Annotated in this window: 21 protein-coding genes; 18 read left to right on the top strand and 3 right to left on the bottom strand. The window is 52.2% G+C overall.

Features of this window, described 5'->3' with window-relative positions; translation table 11 throughout:
- Nucleotides 1-63: 63 nt before the first annotated feature.
- From AC58QD_RS25580 to AC58QD_RS25565, 4 genes are all read left to right on the top strand, one after another.
- On the top strand, nucleotides 64-525 hold the full coding sequence (locus tag AC58QD_RS25580) for a tripartite tricarboxylate transporter TctB family protein (protein WP_497337861.1): 462 nt from the start codon (nucleotides 64-66) through the stop codon (nucleotides 523-525).
- A gap of 1 nt (nucleotide 526) precedes the next feature.
- Nucleotides 527-2053, top strand: coding sequence for a tripartite tricarboxylate transporter permease (locus tag AC58QD_RS25575; protein ID WP_497337860.1), 1527 nt, complete (start codon nucleotides 527-529; stop codon nucleotides 2051-2053).
- Nucleotides 2054-2178: 125 nt separating this feature from the next.
- Entirely contained in the window at nucleotides 2179-3606 is a 1428-nt protein-coding gene (locus tag AC58QD_RS25570) for an NAD-dependent malic enzyme (RefSeq protein WP_497337859.1), read from the top strand.
- 43 nt (nucleotides 3607-3649) lie between these two features.
- The gene (locus tag AC58QD_RS25565) at nucleotides 3650-3892 is read left to right on the top strand and encodes an HPr family phosphocarrier protein (RefSeq protein WP_497337858.1); all 243 of its coding nucleotides are present in this window, start codon (nucleotides 3650-3652) and stop codon (nucleotides 3890-3892) included.
- Nucleotides 3893-4060: 168 nt separating this feature from the next.
- Here AC58QD_RS25565 and AC58QD_RS25560 read toward each other — a convergent pair whose 3' ends face one another.
- Both AC58QD_RS25560 and AC58QD_RS25555 read right to left on the bottom strand, forming a co-directional pair.
- On the bottom strand, nucleotides 4061-4486 hold the full coding sequence (locus AC58QD_RS25560; protein ID WP_497337857.1) for a DUF1284 domain-containing protein: 426 nt from the start codon (nucleotides 4484-4486) through the stop codon (nucleotides 4061-4063).
- Nucleotides 4487-4601: 115 nt separating this feature from the next.
- The gene (locus AC58QD_RS25555) at nucleotides 4602-5435 is read right to left on the bottom strand and encodes a hypothetical protein (protein ID WP_497337856.1); all 834 of its coding nucleotides are present in this window, start codon (nucleotides 5433-5435) and stop codon (nucleotides 4602-4604) included.
- Nucleotides 5436-5631: 196 nt separating this feature from the next.
- Between AC58QD_RS25555 and AC58QD_RS25550 the strand changes: the two genes are divergently transcribed.
- The 14 genes from AC58QD_RS25550 (at nucleotide 5632) to AC58QD_RS25485 (ending at nucleotide 18744) form a co-directional block, all read left to right on the top strand.
- Nucleotides 5632-6204, top strand: a complete 573-nt coding sequence (locus AC58QD_RS25550) for a hypothetical protein (RefSeq protein WP_497337855.1) — start codon at nucleotides 5632-5634, stop codon at nucleotides 6202-6204.
- A gap of 353 nt (nucleotides 6205-6557) precedes the next feature.
- The gene (locus AC58QD_RS25545) at nucleotides 6558-6842 is read left to right on the top strand and encodes a hypothetical protein (protein ID WP_497337854.1); all 285 of its coding nucleotides are present in this window, start codon (nucleotides 6558-6560) and stop codon (nucleotides 6840-6842) included.
- Nucleotides 6843-6931: 89 nt separating this feature from the next.
- Nucleotides 6932-7921 carry a Gfo/Idh/MocA family protein gene (locus tag AC58QD_RS25540; RefSeq protein WP_497337853.1) on the top strand — a complete coding sequence of 330 codons (990 nt, stop codon included), beginning with the start codon at nucleotides 6932-6934 and terminating at the stop codon, nucleotides 7919-7921.
- Nucleotides 7922-7954: 33 nt separating this feature from the next.
- Entirely contained in the window at nucleotides 7955-8968 is a 1014-nt protein-coding gene (locus tag AC58QD_RS25535; RefSeq protein WP_497337852.1) for an AraC family transcriptional regulator, read from the top strand.
- A gap of 17 nt (nucleotides 8969-8985) precedes the next feature.
- Nucleotides 8986-10080: a Gfo/Idh/MocA family protein gene (locus AC58QD_RS25530; protein WP_497337851.1), complete on the top strand. Its 1095-nt coding sequence runs from the start codon at nucleotides 8986-8988 to the stop codon at nucleotides 10078-10080.
- A 278-nt stretch (nucleotides 10081-10358) separates the two neighbouring features.
- Nucleotides 10359-10727, top strand: coding sequence for a hypothetical protein (locus tag AC58QD_RS25525; protein WP_497337850.1), 369 nt, complete (start codon nucleotides 10359-10361; stop codon nucleotides 10725-10727).
- 132 nt (nucleotides 10728-10859) lie between these two features.
- Entirely contained in the window at nucleotides 10860-11540 is a 681-nt protein-coding gene (locus tag AC58QD_RS25520) for a hypothetical protein (RefSeq protein WP_497337849.1), read from the top strand.
- Nucleotides 11527-11766: a hypothetical protein gene (locus AC58QD_RS25515; RefSeq protein ID WP_497337848.1), complete on the top strand. Its 240-nt coding sequence runs from the start codon at nucleotides 11527-11529 to the stop codon at nucleotides 11764-11766. The genes AC58QD_RS25520 and AC58QD_RS25515 overlap by 14 nt, the downstream gene beginning before the upstream one ends.
- A 342-nt stretch (nucleotides 11767-12108) precedes the next feature.
- Complete coding sequence (locus AC58QD_RS25510) at nucleotides 12109-12519, top strand: hypothetical protein (RefSeq protein WP_497337847.1); 411 nt, start codon at nucleotides 12109-12111, stop codon at nucleotides 12517-12519.
- 134 nt (nucleotides 12520-12653) lie between these two features.
- On the top strand, nucleotides 12654-12911 hold the full coding sequence (locus AC58QD_RS25505) for a hypothetical protein (RefSeq protein WP_497337846.1): 258 nt from the start codon (nucleotides 12654-12656) through the stop codon (nucleotides 12909-12911).
- Nucleotides 12912-13054: 143 nt separating this feature from the next.
- Nucleotides 13055-14614 (top strand): type 2 periplasmic-binding domain-containing protein, encoded by a 1560-nt coding sequence (locus tag AC58QD_RS25500; protein WP_497337845.1) that lies wholly within the window; start codon nucleotides 13055-13057, stop codon nucleotides 14612-14614.
- Nucleotides 14615-14680: 66 nt separating this feature from the next.
- Nucleotides 14681-15598, top strand: coding sequence for an ABC transporter permease (locus AC58QD_RS25495; RefSeq protein WP_497337844.1), 918 nt, complete (start codon nucleotides 14681-14683; stop codon nucleotides 15596-15598).
- The gene (locus tag AC58QD_RS25490; RefSeq protein ID WP_497337843.1) at nucleotides 15592-16440 is read left to right on the top strand and encodes a carbohydrate ABC transporter permease; all 849 of its coding nucleotides are present in this window, start codon (nucleotides 15592-15594) and stop codon (nucleotides 16438-16440) included. The genes AC58QD_RS25495 and AC58QD_RS25490 overlap by 7 nt, the downstream gene beginning before the upstream one ends.
- Nucleotides 16441-16455: 15 nt before the next feature.
- Nucleotides 16456-18744, top strand: a complete 2289-nt coding sequence (locus AC58QD_RS25485) for a helix-turn-helix domain-containing protein (protein ID WP_497337842.1) — start codon at nucleotides 16456-16458, stop codon at nucleotides 18742-18744.
- A 172-nt stretch (nucleotides 18745-18916) separates the two neighbouring features.
- Here the strand turns inward: AC58QD_RS25485 and AC58QD_RS25480 are convergent, their stop codons facing one another.
- The gene (locus AC58QD_RS25480; RefSeq protein WP_497337841.1) at nucleotides 18917-19144 is read right to left on the bottom strand and encodes a hypothetical protein; all 228 of its coding nucleotides are present in this window, start codon (nucleotides 19142-19144) and stop codon (nucleotides 18917-18919) included.
- Nucleotides 19145-19423: the final 279 nt, after the last annotated feature.

Raw genomic sequence — 19423 nt, 5'->3', positions numbered from 1 at the left:
ACCTAAAGAGACAAGGGAGAAGAGATTCTTTTCTCCCTTGCCCTTAGGGTAGGAGGCAGAGGAATGAATACTACGTTTGACCGTTATGCAGGCATCGCCTTTTTCGCAATTGGCCTTGCGTTTGTCATAGGTTCCTTAGGTATTTCGACAAGCGCTTACGGGAGTAATGTGGGTGCTAATATTTTTCCGATGATTCTGGGATCGTTCTTGTCTTTAATGAGTATTCGCCTTATATACGAAACTATCCGTAAGCAGCGTGAGGAAAAGCGCAAAGAAAATTTGGACTACAAAAGATTTGGCATTATTTTCATATCTGCTGTCTTATATGCCTATTTCCTTGAAGATATCGGGTTCGTAATCTCTACCTTCCTGTTTCTGATGATCGGATTCCAAACGATGCAAAAGGGTAGAGTATGGGTTTCCCTGCTTATTGCCGCTTGCTTCTCTTATGGCGTTTATTATTTGTATGTGCATGTGCTGGATGGTTCGCTTCCCGGATTTCCAACATGGTTAGGGGGGGCATAAGATGAGCACGATTGATTATGTGCTTCACGGTTTAGGCACTGCGATGCAGTGGCACAATGTTGTATTTGTATTCCTTGGGGTATTGATCGGTACGGTGGTCGGCGTGCTTCCTGGGATAGGTCCGATGAGCGGTGTAGCCCTCCTGATTCCGATCACGGCAACGATGACAGCCGGCTTAGGTCCTGAGGAAGCGGCAACGAGTTCAATCATATTGCTGGCAGGGGTGTATTACGGCGCGATGTACGGAGGTTCGACGACTTCGATCCTCCTGAATACACCGGGGGAATCTTCTTCTGTCGTCACAACGCTGGACGGTTACCAAATGGCCAAACAGGGCAGAGCGGGGGCGGCGCTTGCGATATCGGCGATCGGTTCCTTCGCTGCCGGGATTATTTCGCTGATTGGTTTGATCTTCTTGGCTCGTCCTTTATCTGCAGTCGCCATCAAGTTCGGGCCAGCCGAATATTTTTCTCTCATGGTGCTCGGTTTACTCGCGATCAGCGGACTTGCCGGTAAATCGATGGTGAAGGCGCTGATGATGACCGCTTTCGGGTTATTGCTGGCGACGATCGGCATCGATAACGTGTCAGGTGTGGAACGGTTCACGTTCGGCTTTCCTGAGCTGTATCAGGGCTTGGAGTTCCTGACCGTTGCTGTCGGTACTTTTGCTGTCGGGGAAGTGTTTAAAACGATTCTTCAGCGTGAAGGAAACGATGGCGAACTTGCCAAAATCAATCGGATACTGCCGACGAAACAGGATTTGAAAGATAGCGCGGCACCGATTGCACGAGGCTCAGTGCTTGGCTTTTTCATCGGTTTACTGCCTGGTGCAGGCGCCATTCTCGCTTCTTTCTTCGCTTATATCATGGAGAAAAAGATTAGTAAAAATCCCGAGAAGTTCGGAAAGGGCGCCATTGAGGGCGTAGCCTCGCCGGAAGCTGCGAATAATGCTGCATCAGGCGGTGCGATGATTCCGCTCTTGACACTAGGGATCCCGTCCTCCGGCACGACCGCCATTCTGATGGGTGCTTTCATTATGTACAATGTTCAGCCAGGTCCTTTGTTATTCCAAGATCACCCACAGCTTGCATGGGGTGTCATTGCGAGTATGTTTGTCGGCAATCTCATGCTGCTGATTCTCAATATGCCGCTGGTTAAAGTGTTTGCCAAGGTTATTGAAACACCAACGAAATATTTGATACCGCTGATTATCGTCTTTTCGGTATTCGGGGTGTATGCGGTTCAGTATTCGACGTTTGATTTGCTGCTTATTATGGGCTGTGGTCTTGTAGGTTACTTCCTGGCTAAGAACGATTATCCTTTAGCGCCATTAGTGCTGGGTCTTATTCTTGGGCCGATGATGGAAAACAATATGCGAAGAGCGCTTACGATTTCAAATGGCGATTTCATGATATTCCTGCAAAAGCCTGTCTCGCTTGTATTTCTTATTATTGGACTTATATGGATCACCATTCCGCTGATCTTGAAACTAAGAGGAAAAAATGTACTTGTGAACGAGGAAGGATAAAAGCTATCGTTAAACCCCTGTTAGGATGGGTAGAGCCCTGGTCATGATCGGCTGCTTTCCAACCATCAGGGGTTTCATTAATGGAGAGTAGCGGAATCTTTAACTCACGGAATATGGAGGCTGCAATGAAAAATACAATGGGTGGTAAAAGTATTATTCTACGATTGGAGCTGCGGACGGAGCAGATCCACTTCGGACAATTAATTACTGTCATTACGGAAAACGGTGGGGATGTTATCGCTATTGATGTCATCCAAACGGGTGCGAATTGGACAGTTCGAGACATTACGGTAACGGCTTCAGAACAAACCCAGCTGGACAAAATTACGGCAAGGATTCAAGAGCTCGCTGGTGTAAGACTCGTTCATGTCTCGGATCGCACATTTTTGCTTCATCTCGGCGGCAAAATCGAGATGAAACCGAAATCGCCTATTCAGAACAGGGATGATCTGTCCCGTGTGTACACGCCGGATGTTGCCAGAGTTTGTATGGCCATACATGAAAATGTTGACAAAGTCTACAAGCTTACTATTAAACGCAATACAGTCGCAGTCGTTTCCGACGGCAGTGCCGTCCTCGGGCTCGGTAACATCGGGCCGTATGCTGCGATGCCAGTCATGGAAGGCAAGGCGATGCTGTTCAAGCAGTTTGCTGATGTCGATGCTTTTCCTATTTGCTTGAACACACAGAGCACCGATGAAATCGTCGCGACCATAAAGCATTTGGCACCAGGCTTTGGCGGTATTAATCTGGAGGATATATCCTCGCCGCGATGCTTTGAGATTGAGGAACGGCTGCGCGAGGAACTGGACATTCCCGTGTTCCATGATGACCAGCACGGCACAGCAGTCGTATTGTACGCAGGGCTTATCAATGCGTTGAAAGTAGTCGGCAAGCGGATAAATGAGGCCAAAGTTGTCGTATGCGGAATAGGTGCAGCGGGCATTGCCTGCTCGAACATTTTGCTCGCTGCAGGTGTGAAGGAGTTGATCGGGGTCGACCGGGAAGGCGCGTTGGTACGCACGAAGGAGTACGCAAACCCGATGTGGAATGGGTACGCCCAACAGACGAACCCTAACCTGAGAACAGGTTCTCTTCATGAAATAATCGACGGGGCAGACGTGTTTATCGGCTTGTCCACAGGTGGCGTGCTGAAGCGGGCGGATGTCGAGCGGATGGCGGTACGGCCCATCGTTTTTGTGATGGCGAATCCGACACCTGAAATTCATCCAGACGAAATTGAAGATATTGCATATGTCATTGCAACGGGCCGCTCGGATTTTCCAAATCAGATTAACAACGTACTTTGCTTTCCAGGCATTTTCCGTGCCGCATTGGACTGCCAGGCTGCTACGATCAACGAAGAGATGAAGCTGGCTGCTTCCGCAGCGATTGCCTCCGTTGTTTCGCAGCAGGAGTTGAACAAGCTATATATCATTCCTAGTGTATTTAATCAGGAAGTTGTCAGACGTATTCGGGAAGCCGTCATTCATGCCGCGATTCAAACGGGAATGGCACGTAGAATTCCGCGCGAGTTTCGTCAGATGGAATAATCGTCTAAGGCTAAACTATCGTAAACAAATTGGAGGGATCGGTATGGGTGCTTTGGAAACGAGAGCCATTGTAGAAATCAATCAGGCAGCGAATCGATTTAATTCAAGCATCGTCATTCAGGTAGGCACGAAGTTTATCGATGTGAAAAGTATTCTAGGTCTGAGCGTCACTCTCTTCAATAATCATACGTACCGGCTTGACATTCAAGGTCCAGATGAAGGAAAGGCCAGAGAAGTAATGACAGAAATTTTTGCAAAGCATGGTCTATCGTTAAGTGGGGAATAAGGGGTAGAATGAATGCAAGAGTCAATCAGCAGAAGAAGCACGAAACGGAGGCAGCCAGAGTTTGGGCTGTCTCTATTACTTCCATAGGGACATCATTAGTCTTGTCGTTAGTTTCCTAAAGACTAGGAGCATAGCTTGACCTACATGAGAAACGACTAACCTGGAACGTTATATAGGGAGAGGGGACAGCCCTTCTCCTTGTTGTATTCTTCGAATGCCCGCTTCGCACACACCCAATGATCGCCAACTGCACGTGTAGCACAGAGCCTGGATATCTTCCGGCACAAGATGAGCCCTAACCCTGTCCATCACTGTAGACCACTGAACCTGGGTACCGATCTGCAGACCAAGTCGGCGGATAACTTGTTCATCTCGCTGTATGACCGATTGATTGAGGCAATGATAGTCTTCTGCTTCAGGAGGATAGCATGCGCACAGATCGTCTGGGCCTTCTATCAAGGTTACTAAGGTTTCGGGCTGCTCCTGCAAGTTTTGGTATACCCTGGTCATATTAGCTGTAAAATCCGCAGAGTACCCCATTCCCTGATACCCTAACAGACATAACAGATGATGGCCGCGCAGACGAAGCTCCATGTTCAGTCACTCTCTCCCAATTATAGTAGACAACATTTTACGGATAATAGAATAATAACCCATTGACCATAAAGGTACAAACTACTACATAATAACCTGTTGTGTCCCAGTCCCGTTATTTCTTCAGAGCCAACATTTGAAACACTTGCCGATTGTCACCTGCTAGGCGAGCCTGTCTGCTTTTCAACTGGGAAGAGCCATCGCCATCTAGGAATATGCCGTCTACGATGCCCTGATGACCCAGCTTTTCAATAATGGCGGTACGAAACTGCTCCACTGTGCATAGCGTCGGTGAAACGATCATGTATATATTTTGCCGATTGTCGTATACAAGTCCTGACCGCATGCGCGCTTCCTCATAAGCAGGCATTTGCTCGGAGATCATATTTTGCTCCCATGTCAGGTCTTGGTTAAGTCCCATGCTCACACCGCCTTGAGCCCAATAATGCTGCTTGTCGGTTACCGAGAGCTCCCCCGCTTCCGTGACGACTTGGACTGAGAATTGTCTCGCTATCTCGTCCCATACGAGTGTCCCGCGCTTCAAGTTCGCATCGACCCCCGTGTTGTACCAGCCGGATCCGTAATCGCCGGGCTGATCCCTCAAAGGCTTGTCGTTCACGACCGCTATGCTGAGCAGGTAGCCTTCCCAGAAAAAGCCGCCGTTGATCCCGTAAAAAGGGGTGGCCGTCACATTCTTATCGATCCGCTGGAGCTGGACATTATCCGGATTCGTCTCGAGGGTGTACAGGACCGTACCGTTAGAAGCCTGCAGCTTCCGGTATTCATATTGTTTAGGGTACCCCGGATCCTTGTGCCAAGGGAATAAAAACGCAGCCAGAATCAAGCCGACTAAGAAGCCGGCCAAGATCAAGGCGGGAAAAAGCTTGAAGTTGCCCGGTAACTGCCGGGACAGGGATGCCCATGATTGGGACGAGAGGGATGGTTTCATACTAGAAATTATACAGTATTTTCCTTCACTTACAAAAGGCCTTATTCAACATTATTCAAAATCATGACCCTTGTTTTTCCATTCTGTTTTAACCTCTGCGGACAACTAGATTTTACTTCCCTAGTGTATTCGTACAAGCGCCATGTGAATCCGGACATACAGTATTATGACCGTTAACCGATAAGGAGAGGATCAAGTGGACAAAAAGCGAAGCGCAGCAATTCCAAAAAAAGTCGTTCGCCTACCAAGAAGCGCAGGCATGCCCAAGAACAAAATAATGGCACTTTACTCGAGTCATATTAAGAAGCTTCACGCCAATCAAAAGCCTATATTCATCAGCCAGCGGACCGTATCGATCGGCACCGACAACTCGTGGTTTAATGCCCAAGTCATTCCACGTGATCCTGCGTGGGTTAATGTAGTAAACGCGAACTATGTATGGTACTCGGGCAATCTGAGCAGTCCGAATGCCATTATTTCCAGAAGATTTACGCTGTCCACCCGAAGAAGAATATTATCCGCTTCGTTGTTTCTGTCCGTAGACAATTTCGCAGTCGTCATTATTAACGGCGTACCGCTGCTCTTTGACGGGCCGACTAACGCGGTTTCCAACTTCAATCCAGGCCGTACGTTCAATATTCGCGGCTTTGTGCGGAGAGGCCGCAACGATATCGTCATCATCGCATTCAACTTCGGAGGAGATAGAAGTGCGCAAAATCCGGCCGGTGTAGCAGCACGGATTGATATCCAGCAGTCCAGCCTTCAATAATCGCTTGCAAAAACATTAAGTCCCGATAAGCAATCACTCGCTCGCTCGAGATCGCTTATCGGGACTGTTTTGCTTAGAATGAACGAGAGAAGTCGCCTTCAAGGACTACAACTTAGCGGACGGCATTCTTCACAGCCCTTGGTCGGGCTTGGACAACTTCCGGCTTCTGTTCAACAGTCCGATGATGCTTACCATTATCAAAAACACGTTTTTCATAAGCGTGCTGACCATCGTGGTCTCGTTTCCCTTTCCGATTATTTTGGCGATCCTGTTGAACGAAATCAGGCGCATGTTCTATAAGCGTGTCATCCAGACACTCGTTTATTTGCCGCATTTTTTGAACTGGGTCATCGTTGGAGGGAGGATCGGTTACCGAATCCGTGTATGGAGAGCTTAACGGCAAGGGGAAGGTGCCGATCCTAAAAGCGGCGGATCTGGTCGTTTCGACTACGATTGCCGAGATCCGGGCCAATCTCAGTCTCGACCCAGAGTTTCTCTATTTTGTACGGGATGAAGGAAAAGAGGGTCATTTTCGTGTCGATCTTGCCGACACCACGTCCGCCGACAATACGAACGTTTATAGAATAAACAACGGTGGAGGCCCCAGTGGTTTTTCTTATGATGGCGCAACACTATAGTTTTAATGGCACAAACGTCTACTGTTGCAAATATTGCGTATATGGTATCTTCACATTGTGTCGTATATTTAAAGTAAAGGGTGAGGTTAGTGATTCGAGTTGGAATGATCAGTTATTGGCATGTGCATGCGGAAGATTATACGCGCCAGGTGCTCGCCAATCCGGACACCGAAATCGCGGCAATTTGGGACGAAGAACCCGCACGTGGTAGGGAAAAGGCGGCGAAGTACGGCGTTTCTTATTATGAATCGTTAGACGACATGCTGGAGAATAGCGGAATCGATGGGGTTGTAGTGGATGCCCCTACGAATATTCACCGTGAGGTTATGATCAAGGCGGCGCAAGCCGGCAAACACATATTCACGGAAAAAGTGGTGGCTGCGACGTACCAAGAAGTACTAGACATTCTCGCAGTCGTCAATGATGCCGGCGTCAAGCTCACGGTATCGCTGCCGCGGCTCTACCATGGGTATACACAGGCGATTGAGACTGTGCTGGAGCAAGAGTTGCTTGGCCGTCTGACCCTTGTCCGCGCTCGGTTGTCGCATGGCGGCGCCATCGCAAATTGGCTCCCTGCACATTTCTATTCGCTGGAGCAATGTCGCGGCGGCGCGCTGATCGACCTCGGCTGCCATCCGATGTACTTGGTCCGCCGTTTCCTCGGCGCTCCCGAATCCGTCAGTGCTTCCTTCGGATATGTAACCGGCAAGGAAGTAGAAGACAATGCCGTAGCGACGCTTCAATACGCGAATGGTGCGGTGGGGATCGTCGAGGCCGGTTTCGTCAATCCACATTCTCCATTCTCGATTGAAATTCATGGCACAGAAGGTTCTTTGTTGTTCGGCTTCCCGGACAACCGGTTGCAGATTCGCAACAACAAGGACAGCGGAGCCTGGGAAGACCTTCCGCTACCGGATAACGGAACGATGGCTTTCGATCAGTGGGTCGGGCATGTGCTGAACGGAACCGATGCAACAGACAATATAGAGATGGCCGTCGAATTGACAAGAATGATGGAAGCAGCGAATCGTTCCGTAGCGGAAGGTCGTCCTGTAAAGCTAATCGAATTGGCTAATTAAGCATTTACAATGTATATGGAGGGAGGATGAGACATGCGCAGTGGGAAGGGGACCAAGCAAGAAGACAAGCCGCGCTTCGAACGGAAGGCGGCATCGCTGCCATTCCCGTTCGCCCGGATGCTGCCCAACCCTCATGCGCTTGATCGATTGGACATCCGCTTCAGGTGGGGCGACTTCGGCATTCGAGTGCTTCGTTGCCACCTTGCGATATTCGGCAAAGGTCATTTCATCCCTACTCATAAACATTCGGAGTTCGAATTCCACTTTATAGCTAGAGGTAAGGGCAATGTAACCATCGTGGATCAGACCTATGATTTGCACGAAGGACAGTTCTACATAACGGGTCCAGACGTCATTCACTCCCAACAATCCGACTCCGAGGATCCGATGCATGAGCTGTGCTTGCATATCGAATTCATTCCCCTGAACCCGATAGATGGCGGTGCGGATGGAGTTTGGGGGACAAAGCTGGAGCGCAGCGAGGCCGAGACGTGTATCAGCATGCTGAACAGCGTTCCCTTAACAACCGTCTGGGACACGTACAACGCGATGGGCGGATTTCTCGATGCCTACCGGGCCTGGGAGGAGCAGCCCCCGGGCTTCTACACGCTTCTTAAGCAGGCCATCATCCAGATTCTTCTTCGCTCGACCCGCGTATTCGGTGCAGCCGGGACGGAGCCCGGCATCCCGGAGAGGGACATGAATGGCCATCGTTACGAGCTTGCGACCCAATACATTCAGGACAATAAGAGCCGGCCGATCTCGCTGGAGGAAGTGGCCGAGCGTGTCAACGTCAGCTCCCGCCAGCTGCAACGCATCTTTCATAGCGAAGGCCGGACGACGTTCCGCGACTATTTGGTGCATGTACGTCTCTCGGCTGTGTGCGCCGATCTGCTCAACACGTGCCGCTCCATCGAGGAGATTGCCTTAGCCCGAGGTTACGCGACGCCGACCTACTTGTTTCCCGTATTCAAACAGAAGTATGGCATGACACCCGCAGCTTACCGACGCATGCAAGATGGAGGCGCAGCGCCCGATACCCTCTAATGGAAGGAAGCGTACCCATGAGCAAAAGATTGAAGATTGGCATTATCGGCAGCGGAGGCATTGCCAGATCGCACGTCGCCGGCTATCGGAAGCTCCCGTTCGTCGATATCGTCGCAGTGGCTGATGTTGTTCCAGGACGAGCGCAGCGGTTCGTCGAAGCGCAAGGCTTGACCGAAGCGGCCGCGTTCGATAGCCATCTAGAGTTGCTTCAGCAGGAGCTGGATGGCGTCAGCATCTGCACGCCGAACGTCTCGCATCATAGTACTGCGGTCGACTCATTACGCGCAGGCAAGCAGGTGCTGTTGGAAAAGCCGATGTCCGTGACGCTGCAAGAGGCGTTGGAGATGGTGGAGACCGCCAGCGAGACGGGCAATATGCTAACAATCGGCTTCCAGCCGCGATATGACCCGAACATGAAGCGGCTGCAGGAGATCGTGCAATCCGGCCGCCTCGGCAACGTATATTACGTGGAGACAGGCGGCGGCCGCCGACGGGGCATGCCGGGCGGCACGTTCATCAACAAGGCGCTGGCAGGCGCTGGGGCGATGGCGGACATCGGCTGTTATTCGCTCGACATGGCGCTGAATACACTCGGGTATCCGCGTCCGCTGACAGTATCGGCGTACACAACGAGCCATTTCGGCCGAAACCCGTTGCACCACAAAGAAGCGGATCGCTTCGAAGTCGAAGACTTCGGCGTCGCGCTTGTCCGGTTCGAGAACGATCTCGTGCTGCACTTCAAGATCTCCTGGGCGATGCACATGGATACGCTTGGGGCGACGATGTTCCTCGGAAGCGAAGCTGGGCTGAAGGTGATCCCGTTCGGAACCGGGCCTTGGTCAGGGGTGTGGGATGGTAAAATCGGCTCGATGACGTTGTTCCACGACGAATTCGGCGGCCATACGCAGACTGAGATTCCGCTGGTTGAGCACTCGCTGAACTTGTTCGACGAGAAGGTGCGGGACTTCGCAGAAGCGGTCCGCGACAGCCGTCCCGCTCCGATACCGGGCGAACAAATACTGATCCAGCAAGCGATCATCGACGGCGTGCTGCGCTCGGCAGAGTCCCGACGCGAGGTGTCCGTGGAGCTGCCGCATACGGTTACGGTGTAAGAAGGTTCGATTGAAAGAGCTGTTCCTAAGGGTCCCAAAACCTTTTGGAACAGCCTTTTATTTACATATAAGAATTTATAGGGCTTTTTTTTGTGGATAACCGCCGTTTTTCACGATTGATCCGGTCGACAAACAACATTGTTGTATGCCGGATTTTTGTTTGTATATCGGCTCGAATGACTCCTTGCTATACTCAGGGCATTCGAAGGGGGGCCACCAACGAGTGCCGGCAATGCGAAGGCCAGCCGGCTTGGCAACAGGACAGGGAGGCACATTCAATGAAAATGCGCGACTGGGATCGATCAAGAAGTAGGGGAGGGAATACCGGTTGGAAAACATTTTGCCTGTCCGCAGCCGACTATTGCTGCAGGAAATCTCTCGCATGCTGGCCGAATGGAAAATCGGTCAACCGCAGTATGCCGACGTTCGTTCGATCGGCCGAAGCGGGGGGCACGACATTTGGCTGGCCGTTGACGGACCGCAGCATCGATGCGGAGCACAAAGACGTGGTGCTTATTACGGCCATGCATACCGGGATGGAAATCTCCGGAGGAAACGCGATGTTGATGCTTGGCAAATGGCTGCTTTCGGGTGATCCCCGCGCCTTGGAGATTTTGCGCCGGCAAATCGTTGTGCTGATTCCTTGACCGAATCCGTTCTCGTACGACAAGGCTGACATCAACTATCAATTCCGCAACGAAAAAGCCGGCGATCCTTATCAAGCGCCATGGTCGTTCGAAGGGGTCAGCGATCCTGAGCTTTATCCGGAAGCAGAAGCCGTGAGGCAAGCGATAGACCGCTACCAGCCGGACGTGCTGTTCGACAGCCACGGCGTCTGGAGCGCTGGGCAGATCATGGTCGAAACGATCGGCGTGTCGGCCTTCGGGCTGTACAAAAGCTACAACCGGCGCATCGTGGACGAAATCCGCGCGGCGGCGGAAGAGGCCGGCTATCTGCAGGACAGCGAGGACGACCGGCAGCGGTTGCTTCCGACAGACACCGTTAGCCGGGATGCCAAATGGCGGCATCATTTTCAGAACGTCAAGGAAGGGTGTAACCAGGGCATTTACGCGTATAACAAGTACCATTCGATCGTCATGTCCATTGATGTTGCTTTCGAGGAAAGCGGGTTTCTGCGGATGCGCAGGCTGCTCGAAATCGGCAACGAACGTGCGCGGCTCGAATACTATCCGGGATTCCCCAATAGGGGCATGAACGGAGGGCTGTTTCATTCGGTGACGGCGTGGGGCGTTACGCCCGGGCAGCGCAGAAGAAGCCGGGTGGAGCTGTGGGACAAGATCGGCGGCTTCACGACGGGCCTGATGCATCCGGAATTGCCAGGCCGATTGATGTACGTGTGCAGCACGTCAAAAGGGTTTGCCGCTCGGTCCATCGGAAGGGCAAATCAGGCCGCTGAGAGGAAATATCGTATCGCAGCAAAGGAGAATGGCGGCATATGAAAACGGCGGTATCGATCGGAACACGGGTCGAAATGTTCGTCGACGACTGGCTGATCGATGGCATATCGGCGATTCGTCTGTGAGCGCAAGGAAATCACGTTTGTTCCGGACCGCCCTTGGGAAGGACCGACGAGCGGGTATTTTTCCGTTGTTCAGGACAAGGACAGGATCCGGCTTTATTATCGCGGCTATTGCTCGGGCGAAGACAGCCATGCCGATCAAGTAACATGTTACGAGGAAAGCGAAGACGGCATTCGCTTCGTAGGTCCCGAACTGGGCTTGTACCCGTTCGACGGGAACGACCGCACCAACATTATTTTGCGCGGGATTGCGGCGCATAATTTCTCCCCGTTTCTCGACCGATCGCCTGAAGCCGGCGAGGAGCAGCGGTACAAGGCGGTCGGAGGCGTGGGCATCGGGCCGGCCCGGCTGAATCGCGGCGAGCTGTTCGCGCTGGCATCCGCCGACGGAATTCATTGGCGATATGTGCAGGAGGAGCCGATCATGACGGGGGCGGCTTCGACTCGCATAATATTGCCTTCTGGGACGACAATTACAAGCTATACCGATGCGCTACAACCGCTATTTCCACGACGGCCGCCTGCGCGCGATCCAAAGCGCCGCATCGGCGGATTTTATCGCATGGGGCCCGCAGCAGCGGAACGAATATGCGGCTGACGCGTCTGAGGAGCAGTTCTATACGAATTCGACGATGCAATGTCCGGGAGTCGAACACATTTACTTGTCGCTTCCTATGCGTTTCGTGCCGGAGCGCCATTTGATCGCCGAACACGCGCATCCTGGCGTCAGCGATACGAAGTTCATGACGAGCCGCGACGGGGTCTGGTGGGACCGCCTCTTCATGGAGGCGTGGCTGCGCCCGGGAGACGACAGGCGCAACTGGACCGACCGCAGCGGGATGGTGGCGAGCGAGCGATGGAGCTGGCGGCCGAACCCGGCCGATTATCGTTCTACGTGACGGAGCATTACCGTTGGGACGATATGCAACTGCGGCGTGTCACCGTCCGCAAGCACGGCTTCGCCTCGGTTCACGCCGGATACAGTGGCGGCGAATTCGTCACGCGCCCGTTGACATTTGGCGGTAACCGGCTGATGCTTAATTTCTCGACTTCCGCCGCTGACTCCATCCACGTGGAGCTGCTGGACGAATACGGGGAACCAATCGAAGGCTACCGCCTATCCGATATGGAACCGATGTACGGCGATACGCGCAATGGGGCCGTTCATTGGCGTGATGGCGCCTATCTGGAGCGCTGGATCGGCCGCACGGTCCGGTCCGCTTCGAGTGAAAGACGCCGACCTGTTTGCGATTCGGACGATGCGGACAATCGGGTGATATGCTCTAATTAGCGGTAAACGGACGGCATAAGCAAGCATGTTGTATTTCCGCATCAGGTTTGTATAGAGAGCTGGTATTGATTTTGTTATCGTTATAATCAAAATTCGCGCTTAGCCTTGATGCGCTTTCACATTAAAAGAGGGGAAGAGATCGCATGAAAGTAACCAAAATGGCGGCGCCTGCCGTAGCAATAGGTTTGCTCGCAGCCGTCGTGATCGGTTGTTCAGCCCAACAAGAAACCAAGCCCGAATCGTCCGCTCCGGCGGCAACGAATGCCGCGACCAATACGCCGGCCAAAACCGAGGAGAAAAAAGAGTTCGGCACACCCGTTTTTATCACCGCCCCGACCTTCGAAAAGCCAGGGATCAAAAAAGTGTCCGACTTTATCAAAGAAAAGACGGGCGCCGGCATCGAACTGAAATTCGCCGAAAACGCGGCGCAAACGTTCAACCTGATGATCGCGTCGGGGGAAAAAGTCGATTCCGTCGGCTTGTCCGCCAGCGATTTCAACAGCGCCCGGTCGAAAGGGCTGCTCATGCCGCTTGACGACCTGATCGCCAAATACGGCGCCAATCTGAAGAAAAACATCCGTCCCGATCTGTGGGACTGGACGAAAGGCGATGACGGCAAAATATACGCAATCCCGAACGAAGCGTTCATGTTTCCGAACGTACCGTACATTCGCGCCGACTGGCTCTCCGCGGTCAATATGCCCGTACCGCAGACTATCGACGAATTCGAAAAGGCGATGCGCGCGATCAAGCTGCTGAATCCAAGCAACGCAACGAAAAAAGGCGAGCTGTATCCGATCTTCATCGAAGCGACGCGTGCCGATCAGGCCTTGCTGGGCGGCTTTCTGAAGAACGGCGCATCGTGGTGGAAAAGCGCCGACGGCACATATTTGCCGCCCGAGATGGATCCGGATTACAAAACGTATCTGCAAACGCTTCAAAACTGGTATAAGGAAAAGCTCGTCCATCCCGAAACGTATGCGATTACGGCAGACGGAGGCGCAACCAAGCTAAAGGAGTTCATCGGGCAGGATTGGGTAGGCGCCACGATCGGATCGTACGGCCGGGATAACGGTCAGTACGACAACCTGATCAAGCTCGCACCCAAATATTCCTACGCGCCGACGGTGTTGTCGCAGAAATACGCGAACGGCGTAGCTGCCATTCGCCAGCCGGGCAGCTTCAAGGTCATCAGCGCAAAGTCCAAAAATGCGGAAGGAGCGATCCGAATTTACGACTGGATCGCCGCTAGCATCGAAAACACTACGATTTCACGCAGAGGCTTGCCGGGAGTCATGTACGACTACACGGACAAGGCCAAAAACAAAATCAAAGTGCTGGACAAATTCGATCCCGCGCAGGAATTCGCCGCAGGCACCTTCGAGTTTCTCGACATCGATAATTTCGTGGAAGAGACGGAAGGCCCGTACTGGGACTATTACTACGAGAACCTGCGGAAGATGAGAAAGCTGACCAACTACACGCCGCTCGATCAGGCACTGAATTTGAACGAGCTCATCCTCACGTCGGTGCAAAAAAACAAGGCGACACTCGACGCCGCCAAGCTGGAAACGTTCATTCGCATCGCAGCGGGCGAGCTGCCGGTATCCGCCTGGGACGAATTTTTGGCCAAGTGGCGCAAAATGGGCATGGACGACATCATCAAAGAGAAAAATGAGATCTACAAAAAAGCGGGAAAATAGCAGGTCCGGCCGAGCATGGAGACGCGGGTCTTTATGCTCGGCGCACCGCGATAGGGGAGAAGTTCCATGGTAAAAGGCATACTTCGGCTCGGAAAGCATCGGGCCTTCTACTTGATGGCGATTCCTGGACTCGTCTACTATTTACTTTTTCATTACGTTCCGATGGTCGGCATCGTTATTTCCTTCAAGGATTATTCCCCGATCGACGGGCTGGCCGGCATTTTTACGTCGCCATGGGTCGGCTTGGAGCATTTCGAACGTTTTTTCGGCTCCTACTTTTTTGTCCGCGTATTTACGAATACGATGATCATCAGCCTGCTCAAGCTGGCGTTCGGGTTTCCGGCGCCGATCGTGCTGGCGCTCCTGATCAACGAAGTGAAAAATCGCGTGTTCCGCAAAATCGTGCAGACAGTGTCCTACTTGCCGCATTTTATATCGTGGGTGATCGTGTCGAGCATGATTTATTTGCTGGCGTCACCGTCTTTCGGGATTGCCAGCGGGATTCTAGAATGGTTTGGCTACCGCGAAGGGTTTTACATGCTCAGCTCCAACGAATTTTTTCGCGGCATTCTCGTTTCCAGCTCCATCTGGAAAGAAATCGGCTGGTCCAGCATCATCTATTTGGCAGCCATCAGCGGCATCAATCCGGAGATATACGAATCGGCGATGATGGACGGCGCAACGCGGTGGAAGCAAACGATGCACGTCACGCTTCCTTCGATAACGAACGTCATCAGCGTCCTGTTCATTTTGAACGTGGGCGGGCTGCTTGACGCCGGGTTCGAGCAAATTTTCCTGCTTTATTCGCCCTCGGTGTACTCGACGGCGGACATAATCGATACCTACGTGTACCGGGAAGGGCTGGTCACGTCCAACTACAGCTTCGCTACTGCCGTGGGCATGTTCAAATCGGCCATCGCAATGGTGCTGATTGTTTCCGCGAACGCGCTGGCCAGGCGTCTGGAGGCGGAAAACTTATGGTAGCGACATTCAGCAAGCTGGCCATCCACGTCGTCCTGTCGCTGCTCGTCGCCTCGATTGCGGCCCCATTTTTGTATTTGCTGGCTGTTTCCCTCACGAACGAGACGATCGTTTACAACATGTCGCTGTCTAAAGTGTCATTCGGTGCGTATGAGTTTATTTTCAGCTCGAGCGATAAAATCGTAGCGTCGTTTCGGATGTCGGTAATGCGAACGGCGCTTGGCACGGTCTGCAACATGCTCGTGTCGATCCCGCTCGCGTACAGCTTGTCCAAGAAGCATTTGCCAGGCCGTAAAGCGATGATGGTTTACATCGTCGTCACGATGGTGTTTCACGGCGGGCTGATACCGACCTACATCACAGTTACGTCGCTTGGGCTGATCAACTCCATCTGGGCGATGATTTTGCCATCGCTGGTCAGCGCGTACAACGTCATTTTGCTGCGGAATTTTTTCATGGCGATTCCCCCTTCGCTGGAAGAATCGGCCCGCATCGACGGGGCGAGCGATTACGCCGTTCTCCTGAAAGTGGTGCTGCCGCTGTCGACTCCGGTGCTGGCTACGATTTCGCTATTCTACGCCGTGTATCATTGGAACGAATGGTTCAACGTGCTGCTGTACATCCGTCAAAGCGACATGTGGACAATGCAGGTGCTGCTGCGCAACATCGTCATGGAAGCATCGGCCGTGAATGAGCTGATGAGCATGGACACCGCTGGCAAAATGACACCGGAATCGATCAAGGTTGCCACGTTGATCGTGACCATTTTACCTATTGTGCTGCTCTACCCGTTTGTGCAAAGATACTTTATACAGGGAGTTATGCTGGGCGCAGTCAAGGAATAAGGGGGGTCACGGTCGATGAAAAGATGGTCCGTGCAAGGGAACGTTTTTGTCTTGCTGTTCGTGGCAATTACGCTTTGCATCGTTGTGTCCTCCTTCATGATTTACAAGAAGAGCGTGGTGGACAAAATGGACGGCAAGCTGCGCGACCAGTCCATCATTTTGCAGCAATACCAGAAAAACATCGATCTCGTTTACGAGCAGATCTACAACAACGCCAAAAAATTCGGCCTGGACAGTGTGTTCGACAAGTACGACCATGACGTCACGATCGCACAGGCGGACAAAGTGGACATCATCAACAATTTGAAGCTGATGAAGCAGACGAACCGCTTTATCCGCAACGTGTACTATATCCGGAACGTCAAGGAGAACAATCGGGAATATATCGATTCGGATCTGGAATACGCGAATACGCCGTTTCACGGCGACTGGATGCCGCTCTTCGGCCAAACCGACACCACGCTCGAAAGCACCTTTGCGGAAACCATCCCAGTGCCGATCGCCGGTGACAAAGTCGTCGCTTCGATCGTGCTAAGGCTACCGTTCAACTCTGCCTATAAGACGAGCATGCTGCTGGTGCAAGTCGATATCGGGGAGTTAATTCACGATATTGTTGGAGACTTGAACGGGCAGCGCATTGTGATTGCCGACAAGAAGGGCAACGTGCTGCCAGTCGGCGCGCCGCCGCCCGAGATCGATCTCGCCTGGAGCGGGCATACGCCCGAAGGGCAAAGCGGTATCGATTATTTGCGTTCTGAAGCAATGGAAATGATCCGCATGCATGCTCAAGTAAATGCGATAGGCATCTATCTGATCAAGCTGGACCAAAAGAGCCGCCTGCTGGCGGCCGAGCTTGCCTTGCGCAACAGCATCGCGGCCGTCGGCATCGTGCTTGTCGCATTCGGCGCGTTCTTCTCGTATGTGTTGTCCGTCATCACGATGGCGCCGATTCGCCGCATGTTCGAGGCGATCAAGGAAATGCTTCCCAAGGGCGAGCCCGCCGAAGCCAAAATGAAAATCACCGATGAAATCCGCTACATCAACCGAAATATCGTGCAACTGCTGCACGAGAACAGCGATCTGAAGCTGGCCTACAACCAAATGCTGCCGCAAATGAAGGACCGTTTTTATTACAACCTGCTGATGGGACATTATTTGTCCGAAGAAGAAATCGAACGCCAGGCGGCGTTTTTGCAAATCGACATCGGCCGGCGTCATTACGGCGTCATTGTGCTGGAGCTGGACGCGGCGGGAGGCGGCCTGGGGGGCCGGTACGACGAATACCGCATCTCGCTGATCGGCTTTTTTAAAGAAGCGCTGCAAGCGCACCGCCGACCGGTTGTCGTCGAAATCGGCAACGATTGCTGGGCGCTGCTGCTTGAAGTCGAGCAGGATGGCGAAGAAAAGGAATTTAACCGGCAGGCGTTCGCTATCTGCGAAAGCATCCAGAAGCATGTGGAAAGCGGTTTCTCGCTTTCCGTATCGTGCGGCATCGGCCTTTGCGGAGGCGGACCGCAGGAGCTGCACGGCTGTTTCAAACAAGTGCGCGGCCTGCTCACTTACAAAATCAATCTGGGCGATGGAATCATCGTCAATCGGCTGGAAAAGACGCGCGAGGAGCAGGTCAACCGGGAGACGACGATTCTCGAAGATACGGACAAGCTGGCGAATATTTTGCAAACCCGGAACGAGACGCACGCCGAATTGTTCGTCTCCCAATACATCAAGCAGCTTTTCGATCAGCATCATGTGGTTTACCGGCAGGAGAAACTGATCGATTTGCTGCAGGTGGCGCTCAAAGCAGCGGACGCGATGGCCGTCGGGCGCAGCGAATTGTTTGGCGACAACCGGAACGTATACGCGGAGCTTCTACAGCTGCAGGACCCGACCGTCATTACGGCTTGGTTCGCGCACATCATCCGGGACATCGTCGATTGCTCCAATCGCCAGATCCGCCTGGAAGAAAGCCTGCTGACGCGATCGGTCAGCGAGTTCGTCGACCAGAATTACCATAATCCCAATTTGACGATCCGCATGATATCCGAAGCGTTTAACATGAATCCTGTTTATCTCGGCCGCATATTCAAAAACGGCAAAGGTCTGTTCGTGATGGAGTACGTCAACCTGGTTCGTATCGACAAGGCCAAAGACATGCTCAGCCTGTCGGATACGAAAATTTACGATATTTCAACCGCGGTCGGGTTCCAGACGACCCACTACTTCATCAAGCTGTTCAAGGAGAAATTCGGCGTCACGCCCGGACAATATCGCAAATACGTGCTGTCCGTAAGCGATGAGGCATAGCGGGACTACCTTGATTGCCCAGTCCGCTCGACGAGGAGAAGTCTGCCAACCGCAGTTGCTCCTTGTTTTTCGTCTGTTTGTAATTCCGTGTTATATTTCTAGTTATTTATAACCTACACCACTGTAAGATCGTTCCGATACCGCTCAAAGTCTGCTGTTCGACACTCCAGCTTCATCCTCGTTCCATCTTTCTCATAGCCCGTGGACTGAACATTACATTAGCATGTTCATTGAAGTAAGCGACTAATCGCCCCTGACTGAACGGAATGCTTTGACCAGGTGATGGGGGAGCTGGCTGACTAAATTCTCGAATAATAGAGCGTGCTTCCTCAGGTAAACTCAAATCATTTCCTTTATCGTCTTGTCCGTAATATCCTTGATCCCACACGTATCGTTCCACATATTCTCCAGGATATAGTTCACATACGATAGCACGGCGATGGAATCCATCCTTCGCTTATTTTAGTTTCGGTACAAGTCGCTGAACGGGCAGTTTATCGTAACTCCAAGTAATTCAAGGGGGAAATTTTTGGGCAAAGAAACAGCTTTCTACATAACAAATAAAGGAAAATCTATTCTGTTGGCGTATCGTATATTATAAAGTGATCATGGGTGAATGATGACTCTAAATGACATCATGAAGTTGCCGCAGAGGAAAATTCGGCTCATATATATATAT

This window comes from Paenibacillus sp. J2R1T-4 (genome assembly GCF_059692235.1).
This window is presented reverse-complemented; position numbering and strand designations above follow the sequence as displayed.

Excerpts from the sequence above, each read along its gene's own strand:
- AC58QD_RS25495 (WP_497337844.1), top strand. The coding sequence starts at position 14,681 with ATGGTAAAAGGCATACTTCGGCTCGGAAAGCATCGGGCCTTCTACTTG.
- AC58QD_RS25575 (WP_497337860.1), top strand. The coding sequence starts at position 527 with ATGAGCACGATTGATTATGTGCTTCACGGTTTAGGCACTGCGATGCAG.
- AC58QD_RS25510 (WP_497337847.1), top strand. The coding sequence starts at position 12,109 with ATGCGCTACAACCGCTATTTCCACGACGGCCGCCTGCGCGCGATCCAA.
- AC58QD_RS25490 (WP_497337843.1), top strand. The coding sequence starts at position 15,592 with ATGGTAGCGACATTCAGCAAGCTGGCCATCCACGTCGTCCTGTCGCTG.
- AC58QD_RS25500 (WP_497337845.1), top strand. The coding sequence starts at position 13,055 with ATGAAAGTAACCAAAATGGCGGCGCCTGCCGTAGCAATAGGTTTGCTC.
- AC58QD_RS25580 (WP_497337861.1), top strand. The coding sequence starts at position 64 with ATGAATACTACGTTTGACCGTTATGCAGGCATCGCCTTTTTCGCAATT.
- AC58QD_RS25570 (WP_497337859.1), top strand. The coding sequence starts at position 2,179 with ATGAAAAATACAATGGGTGGTAAAAGTATTATTCTACGATTGGAGCTG.
- AC58QD_RS25560 (WP_497337857.1), bottom strand. The coding sequence starts at position 4,486 with ATGGAGCTTCGTCTGCGCGGCCATCATCTGTTATGTCTGTTAGGGTAT.
- AC58QD_RS25515 (WP_497337848.1), top strand. The coding sequence starts at position 11,527 with ATGGCGGCATATGAAAACGGCGGTATCGATCGGAACACGGGTCGAAAT.
- AC58QD_RS25535 (WP_497337852.1), top strand. The coding sequence starts at position 7,955 with ATGCGCAGTGGGAAGGGGACCAAGCAAGAAGACAAGCCGCGCTTCGAA.
- AC58QD_RS25505 (WP_497337846.1), top strand. The coding sequence starts at position 12,654 with ATGCTTAATTTCTCGACTTCCGCCGCTGACTCCATCCACGTGGAGCTG.
- AC58QD_RS25525 (WP_497337850.1), top strand. The coding sequence starts at position 10,359 with ATGAAAATGCGCGACTGGGATCGATCAAGAAGTAGGGGAGGGAATACC.
- AC58QD_RS25530 (WP_497337851.1), top strand. The coding sequence starts at position 8,986 with ATGAGCAAAAGATTGAAGATTGGCATTATCGGCAGCGGAGGCATTGCC.
- AC58QD_RS25485 (WP_497337842.1), top strand. The coding sequence starts at position 16,456 with ATGAAAAGATGGTCCGTGCAAGGGAACGTTTTTGTCTTGCTGTTCGTG.
- AC58QD_RS25555 (WP_497337856.1), bottom strand. The coding sequence starts at position 5,435 with ATGAAACCATCCCTCTCGTCCCAATCATGGGCATCCCTGTCCCGGCAG.
- AC58QD_RS25565 (WP_497337858.1), top strand. The coding sequence starts at position 3,650 with ATGGGTGCTTTGGAAACGAGAGCCATTGTAGAAATCAATCAGGCAGCG.